General features: G+C 43.2%; 15 protein-coding genes and 4 pseudogenes. 13 read left to right on the top strand and 6 right to left on the bottom strand.

The features are described 5' to 3' along the window. Positions 1-108: 108 nt before the first annotated feature. Both H6F92_RS17845 and H6F92_RS17840 read left to right on the top strand, forming a co-directional pair. Positions 109-2,469, top strand: a pseudogene (locus H6F92_RS17845) (Eco57I restriction-modification methylase domain-containing protein); the annotation flags it as partial. A 343-nt stretch (positions 2,470-2,812) separates the two neighbouring features. Further along, entirely contained in the window at positions 2,813-3,409 is a 597-nt protein-coding gene (locus tag H6F92_RS17840; protein WP_190358931.1) for a hypothetical protein, read from the top strand. A gap of 23 nt (positions 3,410-3,432) precedes the next feature. Here the strand turns inward: H6F92_RS17840 and recA are convergent, their stop codons facing one another. Next, positions 3,433-4,500 carry a recombinase RecA gene (gene recA / locus H6F92_RS17835; RefSeq protein ID WP_150978238.1) on the bottom strand — a complete coding sequence of 356 codons (1,068 nt, stop codon included), beginning with the start codon at positions 4,498-4,500 and terminating at the stop codon, positions 3,433-3,435. 127 nt (positions 4,501-4,627) lie between these two features. Continuing rightward, positions 4,628-5,581, bottom strand: coding sequence for an aldo/keto reductase (locus H6F92_RS17830; protein ID WP_190358930.1), 954 nt, complete (start codon positions 5,579-5,581; stop codon positions 4,628-4,630). 349 nt (positions 5,582-5,930) lie between these two features. On the opposite strand from H6F92_RS17830, the gene H6F92_RS17825 reads away from it, so the two are divergent. The 3 genes from H6F92_RS17825 (at position 5,931) to H6F92_RS17815 (ending at position 9,014) form a co-directional block, all read left to right on the top strand. After that, entirely contained in the window at positions 5,931-7,145 is a 1,215-nt protein-coding gene (locus tag H6F92_RS17825) for a pentapeptide repeat-containing protein (RefSeq protein WP_242030180.1), read from the top strand. A gap of 92 nt (positions 7,146-7,237) precedes the next feature. Further along, positions 7,238-7,894: a phosphatase PAP2 family protein gene (locus H6F92_RS17820; RefSeq protein WP_190358933.1), complete on the top strand. Its 657-nt coding sequence runs from the start codon at positions 7,238-7,240 to the stop codon at positions 7,892-7,894. 121 nt (positions 7,895-8,015) lie between these two features. Then, positions 8,016-9,014: a sulfurtransferase gene (locus H6F92_RS17815; protein ID WP_190358928.1), complete on the top strand. Its 999-nt coding sequence runs from the start codon at positions 8,016-8,018 to the stop codon at positions 9,012-9,014. 223 nt (positions 9,015-9,237) lie between these two features. On the opposite strand, the gene cpcA is transcribed toward H6F92_RS17815, so the two are convergent. Next, entirely contained in the window at positions 9,238-9,729 is a 492-nt protein-coding gene (gene cpcA / locus H6F92_RS17810) for a phycocyanin subunit alpha (protein ID WP_002762687.1), read from the bottom strand. 55 nt (positions 9,730-9,784) lie between these two features. After that, positions 9,785-10,303, bottom strand: coding sequence for a phycocyanin subunit beta (locus tag H6F92_RS17805; RefSeq protein ID WP_002733930.1), 519 nt, complete (start codon positions 10,301-10,303; stop codon positions 9,785-9,787). Between the two features lie 638 nt (positions 10,304-10,941). Between H6F92_RS17805 and cysK the strand changes: the two genes are divergently transcribed. The 7 genes and pseudogenes from cysK (at position 10,942) to H6F92_RS26190 (ending at position 17,370) form a co-directional block, all read left to right on the top strand. Further along, positions 10,942-11,889, top strand: coding sequence for a cysteine synthase A (gene cysK, locus H6F92_RS17800; RefSeq protein WP_147070954.1), 948 nt, complete (start codon positions 10,942-10,944; stop codon positions 11,887-11,889). Between the two features lie 199 nt (positions 11,890-12,088). Beyond that, the gene (locus H6F92_RS17790; protein WP_190358927.1) at positions 12,089-12,625 is read left to right on the top strand and encodes an MgtC/SapB family protein; all 537 of its coding nucleotides are present in this window, start codon (positions 12,089-12,091) and stop codon (positions 12,623-12,625) included. A gap of 218 nt (positions 12,626-12,843) precedes the next feature. Continuing rightward, on the top strand, positions 12,844-13,515 hold the full coding sequence (locus tag H6F92_RS17785) for a hypothetical protein (RefSeq protein ID WP_190358926.1): 672 nt from the start codon (positions 12,844-12,846) through the stop codon (positions 13,513-13,515). Between the two features lie 157 nt (positions 13,516-13,672). Continuing rightward, positions 13,673-14,248 carry a Crp/Fnr family transcriptional regulator gene (locus H6F92_RS17780; RefSeq protein WP_190358925.1) on the top strand — a complete coding sequence of 192 codons (576 nt, stop codon included), beginning with the start codon at positions 13,673-13,675 and terminating at the stop codon, positions 14,246-14,248. Between the two features lie 30 nt (positions 14,249-14,278). Next, entirely contained in the window at positions 14,279-14,917 is a 639-nt protein-coding gene (locus H6F92_RS17775; RefSeq protein ID WP_190358924.1) for a cadmium resistance transporter, read from the top strand. A 302-nt stretch (positions 14,918-15,219) separates the two neighbouring features. Then, positions 15,220-15,699, top strand: a pseudogene (locus H6F92_RS26195) (FAD/NAD(P)-binding protein); the annotation flags it as partial. 963 nt (positions 15,700-16,662) lie between these two features. Further along, a complete protein-coding gene (locus H6F92_RS26190) occupies positions 16,663-17,370 on the top strand; it encodes an MBL fold metallo-hydrolase (protein ID WP_265795846.1) in 708 nt (235 codons plus the stop codon). A 13-nt stretch (positions 17,371-17,383) separates the two neighbouring features. On the opposite strand, the pseudogene H6F92_RS17765 reads toward H6F92_RS26190, so the two are convergent. Both H6F92_RS17765 and H6F92_RS17760 read right to left on the bottom strand, forming a co-directional pair. Then, positions 17,384-17,719: pseudogene (locus H6F92_RS17765) on the bottom strand (type II toxin-antitoxin system PemK/MazF family toxin); the annotation flags it as partial. An 85-nt stretch (positions 17,720-17,804) separates the two neighbouring features. Then, entirely contained in the window at positions 17,805-18,731 is a 927-nt protein-coding gene (locus H6F92_RS17760) for a hypothetical protein (protein ID WP_190358922.1), read from the bottom strand. A 472-nt stretch (positions 18,732-19,203) separates the two neighbouring features. On the opposite strand from H6F92_RS17760, the pseudogene H6F92_RS17755 reads away from it, so the two are divergent. After that, positions 19,204-19,349 (top strand): annotated as a pseudogene (locus tag H6F92_RS17755) (IS701 family transposase); the annotation flags it as partial.

Here is a 19,349-nt window from a genome sequence, read left to right as displayed (position 1 = left end):
ATCCAATAAACGCTTGGGGAGAGAATACCTCTACTTTTTCAGAAGCAATTCTGTCTAAGCAAGTAATCTCTGTGAACCAAGAATCCCCGTCTCTTTAGAGCGGGGAGTGTCAACGAATATCTCTGTGATAGGACGATTAATAAATGGATTGTCGAGAGAAGTAATCAACATTATCCCCGCAAACAATTTGCCAGTATTTCTGAACTACTAATTAATCTCGATTCTCCCCTCTGTCAGCTTCTGATTGAAGATATTCTTCCCCAGCTTTCTATTTTAGACCCTGCCTGTGGTTCCGGTGCTTTTTTAGTGGCTGCGATGAAGACATTAATCGGAATTTATAGCGCGGTGATTGGGACAATTGAACTACGGGGAGACAGTAAATTAAAACAGTGGTTAACAGAGGTAAGAAAATCCCATCCCTCCCTCGGATATTACATCAAAAAAAGAATTATTTCCGATAACCTCTATGGTGTCGATATCATGGAGGAAGCGACGGAAATTGCGAAACTGCGTTTATTTCTCGCTTTAGTTGCTGCCGCACAATCGGTGACAGAATTGGAACCCTTACCGAATATTGATTTTAATATCATGTCGGGAAATTCCCTCATCGGGTTAATTCGCGTGGACGGAAAAAGTTTTAATCTCATGCAAACCCTCACCGCGCAAAATTATCAGGCAATTCTCGCAGAAAAAAATCGCAGTATTGAATTATACAAAGAACACGCTTTTCGGTTGGGAGAAGTAGAGGGAACCCCCCAAGAAAACCGTCTCCAGATGTTACGCAATCACATCGAGGATGTCAACCGCGAATCGGTGCAGAAATTAAACCAAATTCTCTTAGATGAGTTTAGCGGTAAGTTGTCAATCAAGTACGAATCCGCACAATTAACGGGAAAAGCAAAGAAACGTTTATTAACTCTTTCTGATATGCAATCCCTGAAACCCTTCCACTGGGGTTATCACTTCGATAAACTGATTACAGAAAAAGGTGGTTTTGATGTGATTATCACCAATCCCCCTTGGGAAGTCTTTCAAACCGATGAAAAGGAATTTTTTCAGCAGTATGATAGTTTAATTCAGAAAAACAAACTTGATATAAAATCATGGAACAAACAGCGAGATAAACTTTTAGAGAATCCAGAAATCCAAAAAGCTTGGTTAGAATATTGTAGTGGTTATCCCCATGTTAGTGCTTATTTTAAAAAGTCCGAACAATATCGAAATCAAAATTCTGTAATTAACGGCAAAAGTGCTTCAAGGAAAATTAATCTTTATTGTTTATTTACAGAACAATGTTTTAATCTCCTCCATCCCCAGGGAGAATGTGGAATAGTTGTTCCCAGTGGAATTTATACCGATTTAGGAACCAAACAACTGCGGGAAATGTTATTTTCTCAGACAAATGTGACAGGATTATTTTGTTTTGAAAATCGTAAAACAATTTTTGAAGGTGTAGATAGTCGCTTTAAGTTTGTCATTCTAACTTTTGAGAAAAATAAACAAACTTTTTCTTTTCCTGTGGAGTTTATGCGTCACGATGTTGAGGAATTACAACGGTTTCCCCATAAAGATAGTTTAGTAATTAGCGTCGATTTAATCCGCAAACTATCCCCCGATTCCCTCTCGGTGATGGAATTTAAACAAGATATAGATATTCATATCGCTGAAAAAATGTCTCGTTTTCCCCTGCTAGGAGAAACCCTTCCCGATACATGGAATCTCAAGTTAACTCGCGAATTTGATATGACTAATGATAGTTATTTATTTAAAACTGAACCCGCAGAAGGAAGACTACCCCTCTACGAAGGAAAAATGATTCATCAATTCACCCATCGGTATGCTTTACCGAAATACTGGTTAGATGAAAAAGAAGCAAGACAAGCTTTATTAAAACGCGGTGAAGTCGATAAAGGTCAAATCTTAGACTATCAAACCTATCGTTTAGGATTTCGGTCAATTGCTAGAAATACTGATATTAGAACATTAATAGTAGGGACAATTCCTAAAAATGTTTTCTGTGGCAATTCTATTTTAGTATCTTCAGACATTTCGATTTCTAACACCGAATTAATATTTTTAGAAGCAATTTTAAATTCACTAATTATTGATTTTTGTGCTAGACAAAAAGTATCTGCTAATATTAATATGTTCTACATCTACCAGCTACCTATCCCCCGACTAAAAGAGGGAGATAAATACTTTCAGGAAATAGTAGAAAATGCGGCAAAATTGATTTGTACCACAGAAGAATTTGATCAATTAGCGAAAGAAGTGGGGATAGGTTCCCATAAAAATGGAGTAACAGAAGAAGGAGAAAGAATGGCAATTAGAGCGAAATTAGATGCAATAGTTGCCCACTTGTATGAATTAACCCTAACAGAATTTCAACATATATTAACTACCTTTCCCCTCGTCCCCGAAAGCGTCAAAACTGCCACCCTCAAAGCTTATCAAAACCTGTTACAGTAATCAGTAATAAGATGTCTGCCACGAATAGAGAAAAAGGTATTATACTAAATCCAGTTATTAAAAACCGATTATTTATTCTCGGTTTTGCATGAGTAGAAAACGGGTTTATTCGAGAAACCCGTTTTCTACTCCCCTATACTTTTTAAACAGGATTTGTTATAATTGGTTTATAATTTTTAGAGATGTTTAATAAACTGAAAAATACCATCTAATAACTAATATAGCGTTTCCTAAGCTAGTGAGGTACACCTATTTTTCTTCCCTTTTGCCTTTTGCCTCTTGCCTTTTGCCTAAAACCCATAACTTTTGTACCTCAGCAGACTGAAAAACGCTATAACTGATTATGTTAATTGGTAAATATTTAACCCTAGGGGAATTATCTACCTGTTCCCAAACCTATCAAAAGTATGCAGCCCAAATCGATCCCTATCCAAAAAATCCTGAAACCATAACCGCTTGGCAGAATCTTACTCACTTTATTATCGATCCAATTATTGATAATTTTGGTCGAGAAAAATTCCAATTAACCTACGGATTTTGTTCCAATGATCTCAGAAAACTTCTCCAAAAAAAAGACCCAATCACCGGCTTAAAAAACGGGAGAATCGATCCCAGTCGCGATCAACATTGCGGCCACGAAATTAATCAAAAAAGTCAATATTATTGTCAGCGATTGGGGGCAGCCTGTGATTTTCGGATTATCGACTTAACTAGCGATCGCCTGATAGATTGGATTTTAAACCAAAAATTACCCTTTGACTCTCTCTATTTTTACGGAATTAATCGCCCGATTCATATCAGCTACGGACCGCAACATAAACGAGATTTATGGACTTTTACCCCTAAAGGAACACCGACCAAAAAAGGTTTACAATCATGGTTAGAAGCGGCGAAATCTATCGATTCTGAAACAAAAAAATCCCCCGAAATAGGGGGATAACCAAGACTTAAAACCGTCTTCTTTTAGATTTCTGGTTCCTCATCGTCCCCCTCGTCCTCATCAGCTGGTTCCGTGGGGAAAGGAACCGAACCCATATCTAATTTATCCCGCAATAACTTCTCAATTTCCGCCGCTACTTCTGGCTTTTCTTCGAGATATTTAACGGCATTATCGCGACCCTGGGCGATATTTTCGCCATTATAGCTATACCATGCCCCTTTACGAGTAACCACATTAGTTTGTTCGGCGATATCCAGCATACAACCCACTTGGGAAATGCCCTTACCGAAGATAATATCAAATTCAGCAATCCGGAAAGGAGGCGCGACTTTATTTTTAGCCACCTTAACTTTAGCCCGAATTCCGTATTCTCCTTCCGTGCCTTTTTTCAAAGTTTGAATGCGACGGATATCTAAACGCACCGAGGCATAGAATTTTAAGGCCGTTCCTCCGGTGGTGACTTCAGGATTGCCGTAGGTGACACCGATTTTTTGCCGCAGTTGGTTGAGGAAAATGACCACACAACCGGATTTACCAATATTACCGGCAATTTTTCGCAGGGCTTTACTCATCAAACGGGCCTGTAAACCCACCTGATTATCCCCCATTTCCCCTTCAATTTCCGCCCGCGGCACTAAAGCGGCCACCGAGTCGATGACAACGATATCCACGGCTGAAGAACGCACTAACTGGTCAACTATTTCTAAGGCTGCCTCCCCCGTATCCGGTTGTGCCACCAGTAAATTATTGATATCTACCCCTAAATCTTCCGAATAGGTGGGATCTAAAGCGTGTTCCGCATCGACAAAGGCCGCCACTCCCCCAGCTTTCTGCACTTCTGCGATCGCATGGAGGGCTAAAGTGGTTTTGCCGGAACTTTCCGGCCCGTAAATTTCGACGATGCGGCCCTTCGGTAAACCACCACCCAAAGCCATATCTAGGGTTAAAGCACCACTAGGCACGGTTTCCACCCGCATGCGGGTGGCATCTCCTAAACGCATGATTGAACCCTTGCCAAAGTTGCGCTCGATTTGATTTAAGACTAAACCTAAGGCCTTATCTCGATCGGAATTATTTGTCATTGTCGCCATTAATTTTCTCCCCAGTTTTCTTAAGTAGTACAGGAGTATGCAAAGATTGTAGCTTGTTTTGATCTTGATCCCCAAGAAGTTAGAGACTTTTTCCGGAATGGTGATCAAAAATCAAAACTGTTGGTTTTTACAGCCAAGGCCGGCTCATCTGTTCTAATTGCGTCACCTCTTGCGCTTCTAAACTCCATCCTAGGGCCCCGGCATTTTCGATCGCTTGGTCGGCAGTTTTGGCCCCCGGAATGGGAATCACATCTCCTTGGGCGATTAACCAATTGAGGGCGACTTGTGCGGGGGTTTTTTGGTATTTTGCGCCCAATTCTTGCATTACCCTTAAAATTGGGGCTATTTTCTCCAAACCTTCTTTTTTGAACCGCGAGTCATTTTTCCTGGCTCCATCGGGCAAATTATGGCTTTCTGGGCTATATTTACCCGTCAGTAGTCCTTGAGCGAGGGGGCTGTAGGCGAGGATGGTGACACCCAATTCCTTGGCCGTGGCTAAAATTGCCTTAGTTTCTATTTTGCGATACAAAAGCGAATACTGCACCTGATTGACCGCTAAGGGAACCTCTTTTTTCGCCAAAATCTGGCTTGCTTGACGCATTTGCTCGGCGGAATAATTACTTACGCCCACGGAACCAATGCGGCCGCGTTTTACTTCTTCCCCTAGGGCATTGATCAGGGTTTCTTGGCTAATCAGGAAGGTGAAGGGCCAATGTACTTGATAAAGAGCCATTTTATCGGTTTTTAGACGGTTTAAGCTGTCGGTAATGGCATTATGCACCGCATTCGCCCCAAAACGCCACGGTACGGGGGCAAACTTGCTGGCAATATCGATGGGAATATCTGTCTCTTGGGTAAATTTTCCTAAGAGTCGTTCCGATTCCCCCAGGCCATAGACTTCGGCAGTGTCAAAAAAGGTGATTCCTGCCTCTACTGCCGCTTTAAAGGCCGCTTCTACCTGATTAGCTCCGTATTCCTTGCCATAGTTCCAGAATATTTTATCTCCCCATGCCCAAGTCCCGATGCCCAAGGCACTGACGGCAATTCCTGTTTGTCCGAGATTAGCGGTTTGTCTAGTCATATTCTCTATAAAGGTGACAATTTTCCAGTTTTTTGATGATCTTATCCCATTTTTCTTTATTCGTAGCCCTCACCCCCCCTTTGCCTCATCTCCACCAGCAATTTAAGTAGGGAGGCACAATTATTTGTAGGATGGGTTAGCGGTAGCGTAACCCATGCGGGCGTTGGGTTTCATGCTTCAACCCAACCTACGTTCATCTTATATTTAATTCCACCCACCCACTTAAATACGCGGGCAGCTGATTTAAAATAGCTTAATTAAGAAAATATAAAAAAATATAATTAATAATTGTCTATGGATTATGAATTACATTAATCACTCAACCCCAAAACACATCTCCGTAATTTCTATGAGAGCAAGTGAGATACTAGATTTATATGCCAAGGGCAAACGCAATTTTACAGGAGTAAACTTAAAAGGACAGTGTTTTCGCAGAAAGGATTTATCGGGGGCTAATTTTAGTGAAGCGGATATCCGTGGCACTAATTTTCAAGGGGCTATTTTAGAGGGAACTAAATTTACAGAGGCCAAAGCAGGATTACAAAAACGCGGCCATCTACAATTAATCTTAATTTCTTGGTTAATAGCGGCTATCTGCGGTTTTTTCTGGGGATTAGTGGGTTATTATCTAGCTTTAATGCTGGTGACAGATGTAACCAGATTTAAAATCATTGCTGCCCTGATCATCACGATTTTATCACTAATTTACGGAAGATTTTATCGTCAGCGAGTTGGGGGGTTGCCCTTAGTATTATCCTTAATTTCTGGTCAAACAATCAGTTTTATCCTAGCAATTTTAATCAGCTTAAGCTTAAGTTTATTGACAGGAATTATCTTAGTTTTTCAAGCAGCATTAGCAGCAGTAGCTGTAGTAAATTTAACTTTGCCTATAGCTTTAATTGTTGGTATTTTTGGAACTTGTTTCACCGCTTATCTGGCCTGGTTATCCCTAGAAGAATCGAGAGAAACGATCACGAAATCCCTGGCCATTGCTTTTTTAGCCAGTAAAGGCACAAATTTTGGGGGGGCAAATCTCAAAGAAGCTGATTTCACGGCAGCGCAGTTAAAAGCCACTGATTTAAGGGCAAAAGATTTCACTAGAACTCGATTTTATCTGGTATCGGGCATCGAGCGAGCGCGCTGGGAAAAGACAATTCTGGCCGATACTGCTACCCGAAATCTTCTCGTTACCGGTCAAGGGGAAAATAAAACTTATATTGGCTATAATTTTCGCGGACTAAATCTTGACGGGGTTAACCTCAAAAATGCCAACCTCACCAGAGCAAATTTCAGCGAGGCAAATTTAGCCCAGGCTAATCTAGAAGGGGCGAATTTAGCCCATACTAACGTGATGAGAGCCAATTTACAGGGAGCCACCCTGACGGGCGCTTGTATCGAAGCTTGGAAAATCGCCGAAAATACCAATTTAGAAGGGGTTGATTGTGATTATATCTATTTGGTCGAGTCCGATCAAGAGCGACGTCCTTGCCAGGGCAAATTTGCGGCAGGGGAATTCCGGCAATTGGCACTGGAGCAGCGAAAATTGTATATTAACGAAACCTAGGAATTTTGACTGGAGATTTCTCTAATCCTACTGATTCTTTCCCTAAAATGTCGGATGAATGCCCCCGTTATCCTTGTCGCCACTTTTTCCCCGTGATTCCCAAAACTTACTTAAACAATAGCTTAATTTTCTTGGTTATCTTGTTAACATCGCTAACTTTTACGGATTTAGCGATCGCTATTCGCCAGCAGCCCGAAGGATTTGCTTGGGAAAAATCCCTGATGCTATCTATTCATCAAACCGCTAATTCAAACCTAAACTTTTTGGCCATAAAACTAACGGGATTAGGTACTTATTGGGGAGTAGCCCCAATACTAACAATTTCACTGCTGATTTTTGCCCTAAAAAAATACTGGTATGGGTTCGCTTATCTCCTTGTAACCATGGCGGGAGGTTGGGCAATTAGTTATAATCTTAAGATTCTTTTTCATCGGAATCGCCCGCAATTTTGGCAGTTATTTTATCCCTTACCTTATGATTTTTCCTTCCCTAGCGGTCATGCTTTATTTAGTTCCCTGTTAGTGGTTTCTTTACTGATCCTATCTTGGAGAACGCGCTGGTTTTTAGGGGTAGTTTTACTGGGGATTCCCTTAGTTTTGGTTATTGCTTGGACTCGTCTTTATTTAGGTGTTCACTTTCCTAGTGATATCCTTGCCGCTTGGCTTTTAGCGATCGCTTGGTCCCTCCTAGTTCATCTCTGGTGGCGACAGTTATTAGAGACACCCAAGGCGATCGACACCCAAGAGTAAATTAATAATTAGTTGACCGACTTGCTGCCAAAAAAATATCACGTTATACCTAAATTTTTGGAGAAAGCTAATCAAAGCCCTATAGTAATTATCGTTTGATATTCCTCGCTGACACTGAATCATGAAACCAAAACTGCGTCAAGGGAAGGGTCTATCCCTGGGACGGTTTCAAAGCCGTCCCCTTGCTTTTTTAACTTTAGTTCTCCTCTGCATTTTAACCTTTACCTTAGCACCGTCATCGCCCCTGATGGCCACGTCTAAATCTGAGACTAAGATAGACTTTGTATCGCCGGTTTGGGTGGCAAAAAATCTCAACGATCCGAAGTTAAAAATTCTCGATGTGCGGATTAATCCTTTGGAATATATCACCGGTCATTTACCGAAAGCGGTAAATATAGCCGACAATAATTTTCGTGGTCCAAACGGATTTTTGCCGGTTCAATATTGGCAAGAGGATAAAATTGGCAGTCTCTTTGCCGCTGCGGGAATCACTAATGGCGATCGAGTGGTAGTCTATTCTGATGGTCGCGATGTCTTGGGGGCAACCATGGTCGCTTATTTACTAGAGCGATCGGGTTTCCGAGATGTGGCCGTCTTAGATGGTGGTTTTAAGGGTTATAAGGGTTCTGAACAAAAGGTAACGAAAGAATTCCCCAAATATCAACCAGGGAGCTTTACTGTCCGTGATAATCCCTCGATTCGGGTGACTTTGGCAGAAGTAGAGAAATTGATCGGCAAACCCGATGTGGTTTTTATCGATCCTAGACCGGAAGAACTTTTTCAGGGAAAACAGGATATCTGGCTGAGAAATGGTCATATTCCGGGGGCGAAAAATATCCCCTGGCCGACCTTTACGGAAGCGAATAATCCCGATGAATCCCTGAAAAATCCCCATAAATTGCAATCTTTAGACGAAATCAGGAATATTCTTGCCCAACGCAACATCAAGCCCTCGGATAATATTATTGTCAGTTGCAGTACGGGACGGGAAGCGACTTTACAGTATGTTGTCCTCAAACATCTGCTCGGTTATCCCAAGGTGCGAATTTATGAGGGTTCTTGGACAGAGTACAGTACCACAGATCTGCCCGTCGCTACTGGGCCAGAAAAAGCGGTCTGAAGTCAAGTTTGTCGGTCTATACTCGTTGTGTGTAACCATCTTGCCCAAGATGGTTTTTTTGTTGGGGTAGGTTCCCGAGGATGGCTAAGTTAGGCAGAAAACGGGTTTCTCGGAGAAACCCGTTTTCTGAATTTAGGATTAGACGGACGCAAAAAAACCTCGGCGCTCATCCCGAGGTGAATTTAGGAGATTTGAGCTTATGTTGACGTAAAGTTGAAGTAAATTAGCTAAGGGCGTTGATCACATAATCGATGTAGGAATTAGCTTCTACAGCAGCATCCCCAGTTAATCCGTGATTGGTTTTGATGTATTTTAAGGCTTCGATATACCAGCTAGGAGATAGTTCAAAAGCACTATTAATTTCACTCAAACCGGCGACCAGATATTCATCGATCGGGCCTGTACCCCCTACCACGAGGGCATAGGTGATAATCCGGATATAGTAGCCGATATCGCGAACGCACTTGGATTTCCCCCGCTCATCGTAGGCATAGTTCGGCCCCTGGAGTTGGGTGGTGTAGGGAAATTTTTGATAGACAGCGTTGGCTGCTTCTTGGGCTAAACTGGGGGCTTTTTGGGCGAGGATTTTTACCGCTTCTAGGGTGATGGCGGCCTGACGGAAACGACCGAAGGCCACTTGTAATTCTGCACTGCTGAGAAAACGGCCTTGGGAATCGGCAGTAGCTACCGCTTCGGTTAAAGGTGTCTTGGTCATGGATGGAATTGCTCCTACAAAAGTTTAATCGGATTGAGAGAAGAAAGTCACAGCATCAGGAAACTGCCGCCGCCGCTCGATCGAAGTAAGAAGCGACTTCTGCTAGTAAAGAACTGCAATCCCCGCGAGTGATCCCGTTGGGATCGGCCGCTAGGGCAAGGGAAGCGTCTTTGAGCTTGAGAATTCCAGCTGCAACAGAAGCACCCGGAACTCCCAGGGCGACGTAGGTTTCCCGGAGACCGTTCAAGGCGCGATCATCGAGGATGCTGGCATCGCCGGTGAAGGTGGCATAGGTAACGTAGCGCAGGATAATTTCCAAATCCCGCAAGCAGGCGGCGGCACGACGGTTTGTATAGGCGTTGCCACCGGGGGCAACTAAAACGGGCTGTTCTGAAAACAAACTACGCGCAGCATCGGTAACGATCGCAGAAGAATTACTGGAAAGACGATTGACCACATCGACGCGTTTATTACCATCTTTGACGAAGGCAATTAGGGCATTGACTTGATTCTCGCTCAGGTATTCCCCCCGGGTATCGGCCTGGGAAACGACTTTGGCAAAGGCATCTAACACCATAGTTTTCATCTCCTATAATGATGATTGGTTTCGGCAAAATATCGAGGTTGATTTTTCTGGCTTTTCTTTATTTTTCCGATAAAGTATCTAGGAGTTTTTCTCTTGGGACTATACTATCGTCCCAGAAAGAAGTTTTACTCTCCCTTGGCCAGATTTTTTTGTATATCGAGGAACAATTCTTGTTAATTGAATTTAGCGTTAATATCCGCTTCCATATACACTTCGTTTTTGCCATGAATTATTTTATAAACCATTTTCCCACTTTTATTTATTAAAAATTGTTTCCTAAAAAAACAGCAAAAAAAATATTTTTTTGCATAAATCTCAGAAAACTTTCTTAAATGTGTAACCCGATACCAAGAAAAAGTATCACTCTTTTCATCTCTCTAATAATTTGTTTAAGTTGTTTAAACAAATGTGCTTTTATATACTAATAATAATTAACTAAAATAAGACAAATTTCCCAAGACAATTTTACCGATTGTGCTTCGATATACAAAAAAAGTGGCAAGGCACAAAAAATCGACAGGGATTATCCCCGCCGACGCACTGTACTCCAATCTAAAAAGTATTGTAAAACAATTTAAATACAGATATAATTAAAAATAGCCAACAAGTATAAAGCAAGTGGGATTATGCCGATCGCAAGAGACATCACCCAATTGGTAGGACGGACACCCCTAGTCCAACTGAATCGAATCCCAGTAGCAGAGGGAGTAAAAGCCCGCATCGTCGTCAAACTGGAAAGTATGAACCCCGCCGCCTCGGTTAAAGATCGCATTGGTGTCAGTATGGTGGAGGACGCGGAAGCCGCCGGACTAATTCACCCCGATAAAACAATTCTGGTGGAACCCACTTCCGGCAATACCGGCATCGCCCTGGCCATGGTAGCCGCTGCCAAAGGCTATCGCTTAGTCCTGACTATGCCCGAAACCATGAGTTTAGAACGACGGGCAATGTTAAAAGCTTACGGGGCGCAATTAGAGTTAACCCCAGGTAGCCAAGGCATGAAAGGAGCGATCGCCCGGGCCGAGGAAATAGTCGAAAATACCCCCAACGCCTATAGTTTGCAACAGTTCCGCAACCCGGCCAACCCGAAAATTCACCGAGAAACCACCGCCGAAGAAATCTGGGCCGATACCGACGGTCTGGTAGATATCGTTATCGGTGGCGTGGGAACCGGGGGAACCATTACCGGTATTGCCGAAACCATTAAACCCCGTCGTCCCCAATTTCAAGCGATCGCAGTTGAACCCTCTAATAGTCCCGTCTTATCGGGGGGACAACCGGGGCCGCACAAAATCCAAGGCATCGGGGCCGGTTTTATTCCGGCCATTTTCCGACCGGAATTAATCGATGAGGTGATTATCGTCGATGATACAGAGGCTTTCGCCTACGCGCGACGGTTAGCTCGTCAGGAGGGACTACTATCGGGCATCTCGGCCGGGGCGGCTTTATGGGCGGCGATTCAGGTGGGCAAAAGACCCGAAAACGAAGATAAATTAATCGTCATGATTCAGCCTAGTTTCGGGGAACGTTACCTCAGCACGGCCCTGTTTAAAGACCTCGAAGATATCGACTAATAGGACAATAAATTGATGGAATTTGCAACGAGGGCGATTCATGGGGCGGTAACGGTTCCCATTGATCTCACTTCCACCTATAACACCAGCTTTACTACGATTATCGATCGGGATCGAGAATAGAAACGATTTAAAGCGGGATCTGGAAAAGGCTTTGATTGGTTAGGCGAAGTTTTTATCTCATTTGATGGGTTAAGCAATGTTTTTTGACTCGGAAGATTGGCAAACGATTATTTTTCGGCTCAGTATGGCTATGGCCGTCGGCTGTCTGATTGGTTATAACCGACAGCGAGGCGGTCGTCCGGCTGGATTGAGAACTTTTATCATCGTTAGTCTCGGGGCTGCCATGTTCGTGATGATTCCCCTACAAGCGGAAGGAGATGTGGGTTATGCGTCTTCTAATGCTCTCAGTCGCACTATTCAAGGGGTCGCTTCTGGTGTCGGTTTTTTAGGGGCGGGAATCATCCTACAACAATCCCATCGGGAACTAAATAAGGTACAAGTGAAAGGTTTGACTTCGGCGGCGACTATCTGGTTAGCGGCAGGATTAGGCGCCGCTTCTGGTTGCGGTTTATGGCAGATGGTTCTGGTGGGAACTTTTTTCACTCTCTCCACCCTCAGTGGCATTAAACGACTAAAGAAAAAACAACCTTTAGCCAAATATATTAAAGGTCGTCAGAAAATATCCCCGATTAATCAAAAAATAGACTCATCGGATAGTTCAGCATCTCATTAATAAAAAAAGCGATAAAAATTAATTTTTTTATTAAAAGAGCAAAAGCTTTTCTGTAATGGCTTTTGGCTCAAAAAGTTTATATTTTTATCTACAATTTATTAAGCAAAAAATATAATAAATTTTTCATAAAATTTATTATAAACAAATACAAAACAAAAATTTTATGTGATAATATCTAGACAGAGTAACCACTTTTCTGAACAGGAGAAAATTCAACTATGATCAACCGAAATAAGAGCTTTCAAAGCCTCAAAAATCAAGTTTTCCAGCTGCTGATTTTCCTCTTAACTGTCACTTTGCTCCTAGGGGGAAGAGGAAATGCGATCGCCTTGCCGCTACTCCCCGAACAGTTGGCCGTCATCGACCGTGCCACGGCAACGGGTGGCACCGTGGTGGAACCAGTTAAGAAAAAAAATGAGGTTTCTAGCCCAAAAATTCTGGAAGATGCCCAAATTGCCTATGAAAAAGCCATCCAAGCGACAAAATCGGCTATCGATGACCTAAAGGCTCAACTAGCCGCTCCTTCTCTCGACAAGAAGATTATCGAAGCTCAACAGGACAACCTAGAGGACTTAGCGGATAATATTGACGATCTAGGGGAAAAAGTGAGTAAATTTACGAAAAAATTGACCAAATCTGGGGCTAAACTCAGTGAAACCCTGCAAAACAACCTTATTACCCTAGAAAATAGCCTCGTTAATACCTCCGAGACGATCGATATCTTAGCCGACGACACCGAACGACTCAAAGACAATGCTTCCCCTTTCCTGAAAACTCGCGTGGAAAAGACCATCGACGCGGTTAAACAGACTCTACAGGAAAGCGATCGAGCTTGGCAAGAACTGATCTCCTCGGCCACAACGGAACTGGAGAAGACTAACACCCCGTAAATAGGGCTTGTAAGGGCATAAAATCGGTCTTTTTTGGGGTAATTATCGTTTTTACCCCAAAATTATCAAATCCGATCCCTCATAGCTGTCTCCTGTCTCCTGTCTCCTGTCTCCTGTCTCCACTAGGAAATTAATTTTGCACGACTACTTACCAATCATGACGCTTACCTATCAACCACCAACCCCCCATCGCTGGCACTTTGATAATCGGGCGATTTTGCCCCTCAGAAACCCTAATTTCTGGAAAATAGAGAGTGGAGTCGTGAAAACCTCCACCTGGTTAGAAGATGGAACCCTGATCGTCTTGGGATTGTGGGGACCTGGCAGTTTTGTCGGTAAAACCCTAGAGAGAGTCAATCCCTATCAAGTTGAGTGCATCACTCCTGTACAAGCAGTTTCCTTTTCCACAGTTGAGAGTTATCAAATGGCAGAAATTCTGCTGTCTCATCTTCAGCAAGCACAAGAGCTAAGTATTATTCGTAGCTACAAACGTACTGATGTTATGGTCTTGAAATTACTGTCATGGTTAGGCAATCAATTTGGTAAACAAACCGGTACTGGACAATTAATTGATGTGCGTCTAACTCATCAGGATATCGCTGACTTATTAGGAACTACTAGAGTCACAATTACCCGCGCACTTAATAGTCTTGAACAACAGGGGGCCGTGGAACGTCTTCCCGTCCATCGTCTTCTTTTACGAGAGGAGGAAATCTGGCACTACGAGATTTAAAATGGGAAGGATTATCTCTTTTTTCAATCTATGAATTGGTTAGTAGCCCTTTTAATTACTAGCGTGACGAGTTTTGTGGCCACAAATCTTGATGATCTGATGGTGCTAATGTTGTTTTTCTCGCGACTTAATGCTAATTTTCGACCTCGACACCTGATTGTTGGTCAATACCTCGGTTTTACCCTGATTCTCCTAGCTAGTTCCCTCGGTTTACTATTTGGGTTACTGGTTTCTAAAGAATGGATTGGTCTATTAGGATTTATCCCTCTAATTATCGGCATTAAACAACTTTTGTCAAGGGAAAATGAGGATTACATTCAAGAAGTAAGAGAAGATGTTAATTATTCTAAAAATCGCTCCTTTGTTCCTCGTTTTCCCTCCCAAACCTATTACATCGCTGCCGTGACCGTGGCTAACGGCGGTGATAATATTGGTATCTATACCTCTCTTTTTGCCAATAATTCCCCGATGCACGTCTTAATTATCATGATAATTTTTTATCTCATGATGGGGATTTGGTGCCTCCTAGCCTATTTTTTGATTACCCATCCCAGGATAGCTAAAGTGGTTACAAACTACGGACATAAAATTAGTCCTTTTATCTATATTTTTCTAGGGATTTATATATTAGTTGACAGCCGATCCTATCGTTTATTTTTAACCTATTAACCAAGAATGCCTAAAAATCGTCTTTTAAGTAGGGAGGCAAAATTATTTGTAGGATGGGTTAGCGGTAGCGTAACCCATGCAGGCGTTGGGTTTCATGCTTCAACCCAACCTACGTTCTCTTGAAAAGTTATAAAAGGATTTGTTATGAGAATTAAAAAACAACAGATAGCGGCCGAAGCTTCCTGCAAAAACCGGCGAGTTAATACTATTTTTCAACAAATGGGCATCGCCTATTGATAACCTAAATGCTCAACTAAACGCATCTTATCTCCCCAAGGACACCCTTACCATACCCCTTATCTATGAGCTACATTGACCGGAATCAATTTTCTGCAACTTTCGACATCGCCATTATCGGGGGAGGATTTAGTGGCTCCCTGGTGACGGCGAACCTGTTACGCGACACGGGGACTCCATTATCGATCGCCCTGATCGAGCGCCGAAAACCCCTCGGTACGGGGATCGCCTACGGAACGCGAGACAGCGGCCACCTGCTCAATATTCCCGCAGGCAAAATGAGCGCCTTCGAGGACGATCCCGAACATTTCCTCCACTGGTTAGCGGATAACGGCTATCGATCGATCGATCCGGCCAGCTTCGTACCGCGTCTAGTGTACGGCAAATACATCCGATCGATCCTAGAAGAAGCGCGGGACAACGCCATTGCCGATCACCGTCTGGAGACATTTACCGATGCGGCGATCGATCTGGTACTCGACGGGGAAAAGGCAACGATTACCCTCAAAGGAGGCAAGAAAATCAGCGCCGCTAAAGTAGTTCTGGCGCTGGGCAATTTTCCCGCAACGGTTCCCCAACCCCTCGCGTCTCTCAATTCCCCCTATCTCCGCGACGCTTGGCAGACGGACACACTCGCCGATCTAAAACCTGACGGGACGGTGCTGCTCGTCGGTACGGGGTTAACGATGGTGGATATGGTGGTTTCCCTGGCACAAAGGGGATTCACGGGCAAAATCCACGCGGTTTCCCGTCATGGCCTGATCCCCCGATCGCACCGACCCACCGATCCCTATCCCCCGTTCCTCACCCTCGAAACGGCACCCCAGACCGCGCGGGGACTCCTGCGGCGAATTCGCGCGGAGGTAAAAACCGCCGAGAGTCGAGGTCACGACTGGCGGGCCGTTTTAAACGCCTTACGCCCGATATCTCAAGGTCTATGGCATTGTCTGCCGATAGGGGAACGCGCCAGATTTCTACGCCACCTGAAAGCCTATTGGGAGGTTCTTCGCCATCGCCTCGCCGACGAGATCGCCAGTATCCTCGATGAGGCTGTAGAATCGGGACAATTAACCTATCATGGGGGAAGAATTGAAACTGCCGAGGATAAAAACGGCTGTGTAGAGGTTACTATCCGTCAACGGGGAACGGGAAACCTCTTAAACCTACCGGTCGATCGAATTATTAACTGTACCGGCGCGAGTAACGATTACCGGACCATAACCGATCCCCTCGTCGTTCATCTTCGCCAACGGGGGTTAATCCGTCCCCATCCCCTAGGTTGTGGCATCGAAACCGCCGACAATGGGGCAATTCTCAGGCAGGACGGTACGGCATCGGACACGCTGTACACCTTGGGAAATCCCCGCAAAGGCGATCTCTGGGAAACCACCGCCATTCCCGAACTGCGTTTACAGGCGGCCGAACTGGCCCGGGATTTGTTGCGATCGCTGAAAGAGAGAATTTCTCTCCCCGCGGCCTACTCGATCGCATTCGGGCCGGCAGCGCCGATTTTCCGCCAGCTTTTCGATAGGGAATCGAGTACCTACACCTATCTGATCGCTGATTCGGGTACGGGGGAGGCGATTTTAATCGATCCGGTCCTCGAACAGGTCGATCGCGATCGGCAGATTCTTTGGCAGTTGGGGTTAACTCTAGGCTACACGATGGAAACCCATGTCCACGCCGACCATATCACCGGAGCGCACCGCTTACGGGAGTTAACCAACTGTTCGATCCTCGTTCCCGAAAACGCCGAAGTGAGCGATATCGATGGTTATGTGCGCGATGGCGACATCTGGACCGTGGCAGGTCAGCAGCTAAAAGCGATCGCTACTCCGGGCCACACCGATAGTCATATAGCCTATCTCATCGATGAAAAACGCCTATTAACGGGGGATGCACTCTTAATTCGCGGTTGCGGTCGTACCGATTTTCAGAACGGTTCGCCGGAAGTCCTCTACAAGACGGTAACGGAGAAGTTATTCACCCTCCCCGATGATACGCTAGTTTACCCCTGTCACGATTATCTGGGCAGAACGGTCTCCTCGATCGGTGAGGAAAAGCGCTGGAATCCCCGTTTTGCCGGCCGCAATCGTCAGGATTTTGTGGAGTTGATGAATAATCTCAATCTCCCCTATCCGAAAAAGATGACCGCGGCCTTAAGTGCCAACGCACGGGGTGGTAAGGTGGTTTTCGTCATGGATTATCAGATTTAGGGAATATTTTATTTTAAAAATTTTTCTTTTTAGGTTTAGGAGGCCGTTCTATACTTTTAGGGGAGGGAGGTGATTGAGGCGGTTTTTGCAATAATTCAATAAGAGTTTGAATAATTTCATCTACGACTTCATCTCTCAAAGTCCCGCATTTTCTTCTAAATAATTCTCTATCAAGTGTAGATATGCAGTCCGGTTTAACATAAGAAGCTTTGTATTCATCATCTAGATGTCCTTCTTTAAAATCCCTCCGCTTAATTTCGATCATCCCCGATCTTTTATTAGAATTGCTAGTTATGTAAGCGCAGATAAACCCTTTTCCCGCTAAGACAGGAGCGAGGATTAGAACAGGCCTTTCTTTCTCTCTTCTGGATTATCCTGATAGGGAAAGGGAGCATATACTACATCTCCTTTTTTATAAAAAATGGACACTTGATTCAATTTTGAACATACTCCTCTTTTGTATTTTCCTCTTTCAAAAAAGTAAAATTACTGTGATTAGCGATCACTTCTAGAATCTCTTGATCTTCTGACTCCGACTCTTCAACCGCAAAATCAATTAGTCTGTCAATAAATCCGGCCGCATTGCGAATCCGAACTCTAAAAGAGTTTTTGGAATCAGTCGGCGTACTGAGAGCTATATTTTTTTGACGAGACTGATCGATTATATCGCTCATTATTACTTGAATATCTTGAAGAGTTTCAATATCAAAAAAATCAATGTAATCTTCTAGCTTGTCACCAAACGTTTCTAATTTTTCTGAAAAAACGTTTAAAAAATCTTCTTCTAGATAAAATAAATCTCTTTCAGAATAACTGCAATATTTTGCGATAATTATTTTTAAAGAATTCCAATTGTTATCGAGAATACGAAAATCTCGATATAAATTTATAGCTTTTTCTTTTAAAAAATCGATGGTTTCGCAGTCGATATATGTAGCGTCTTGTGAATTTAGTTCAACAAAACTTTTAATTGCAAAAATTGCATGATCTATGGCATTATAGACTTGATGCCATTCTCTTTTTTCAAAAAGAATTTTAATGTTGCCAGCTATGTCTTTAATTTCTTTGTTTATTTTGTCATTGGTTTTTGCAGATTGCCAAGAAATAGATTCAAAAAAAACTTTGCTTTCGTATAAATTTTCAACAATTTTTGTCAAACATTCATCAACCTTCCTAAAAAAACTTTGATTGCGATAGTTGACAATGAGGATTTTATTTATTAACAAAAAAAGCTTTATTGATTCTTTTTTAAAATAATTATCAAAAGAAAAAGAATCGGAAATTTTTTTAGAGTTATCTTTATTAATCGGAATACGTTTAGTGATTTTCCAGTCAGTTAAGTGATTCTCTTTACAAGCCATAGGAGCTTATCCACTAACAGTACGATGTCATCTAATAATTATATCATAACAACCTTACCACACTCGCCTCCAGCGCAGCAACGCCGATCGCTCTCTACCCGACCATCCCCAACCCGCGACTATTTCCCGTTGTTCACCCATTCCCGAAAGTGATGAGAAGAACGTAGGTTGGTTTGAAGCATTAAACCCAACGCCTGCATGGGTTACGCTACCGCTAACCCATCCTACAAATAATTGTGCCTCCCTACTTAACCTTCATTCTCAACAGAGAAAACGGGTTTCTTCGAGAAACTATTTAGAAAACGGGTTTCTTTGAGAAACCCGTTTTCTGTATAATATTAATTTTTGTTACAGCACCATTGAAAAATTGGGGACTGTGGGGCTAAAACTGTTAATGGGACTTAAACGCTCAATAAAGATCAAATCGAGTATAATCGTTAAAGAATAAGCACTTTACGTTGAAAGAGCAGCGATGAAAGAGACAACCCCAGCCGCGATGCCCCCATGCTTTGACCGATGGTGTCGGCGGTTTGACAATTGCTTCAAAAACGAAGCGCAAAAAAACGGCTTCAGACAATATTTAGGAGGATTATTAGGGGAAAGTGAGAGGAAAAACCT

The sequence above is a fragment of the Microcystis wesenbergii FACHB-1317 genome, assembly GCF_014696875.1.
Taxonomy (GTDB): domain Bacteria; phylum Cyanobacteriota; class Cyanobacteriia; order Cyanobacteriales; family Microcystaceae; genus Microcystis; species Microcystis wesenbergii_A.
Note: the sequence above shows the minus strand (reverse complement) of the source record. Positions and strands in the feature narration are given on the sequence as shown.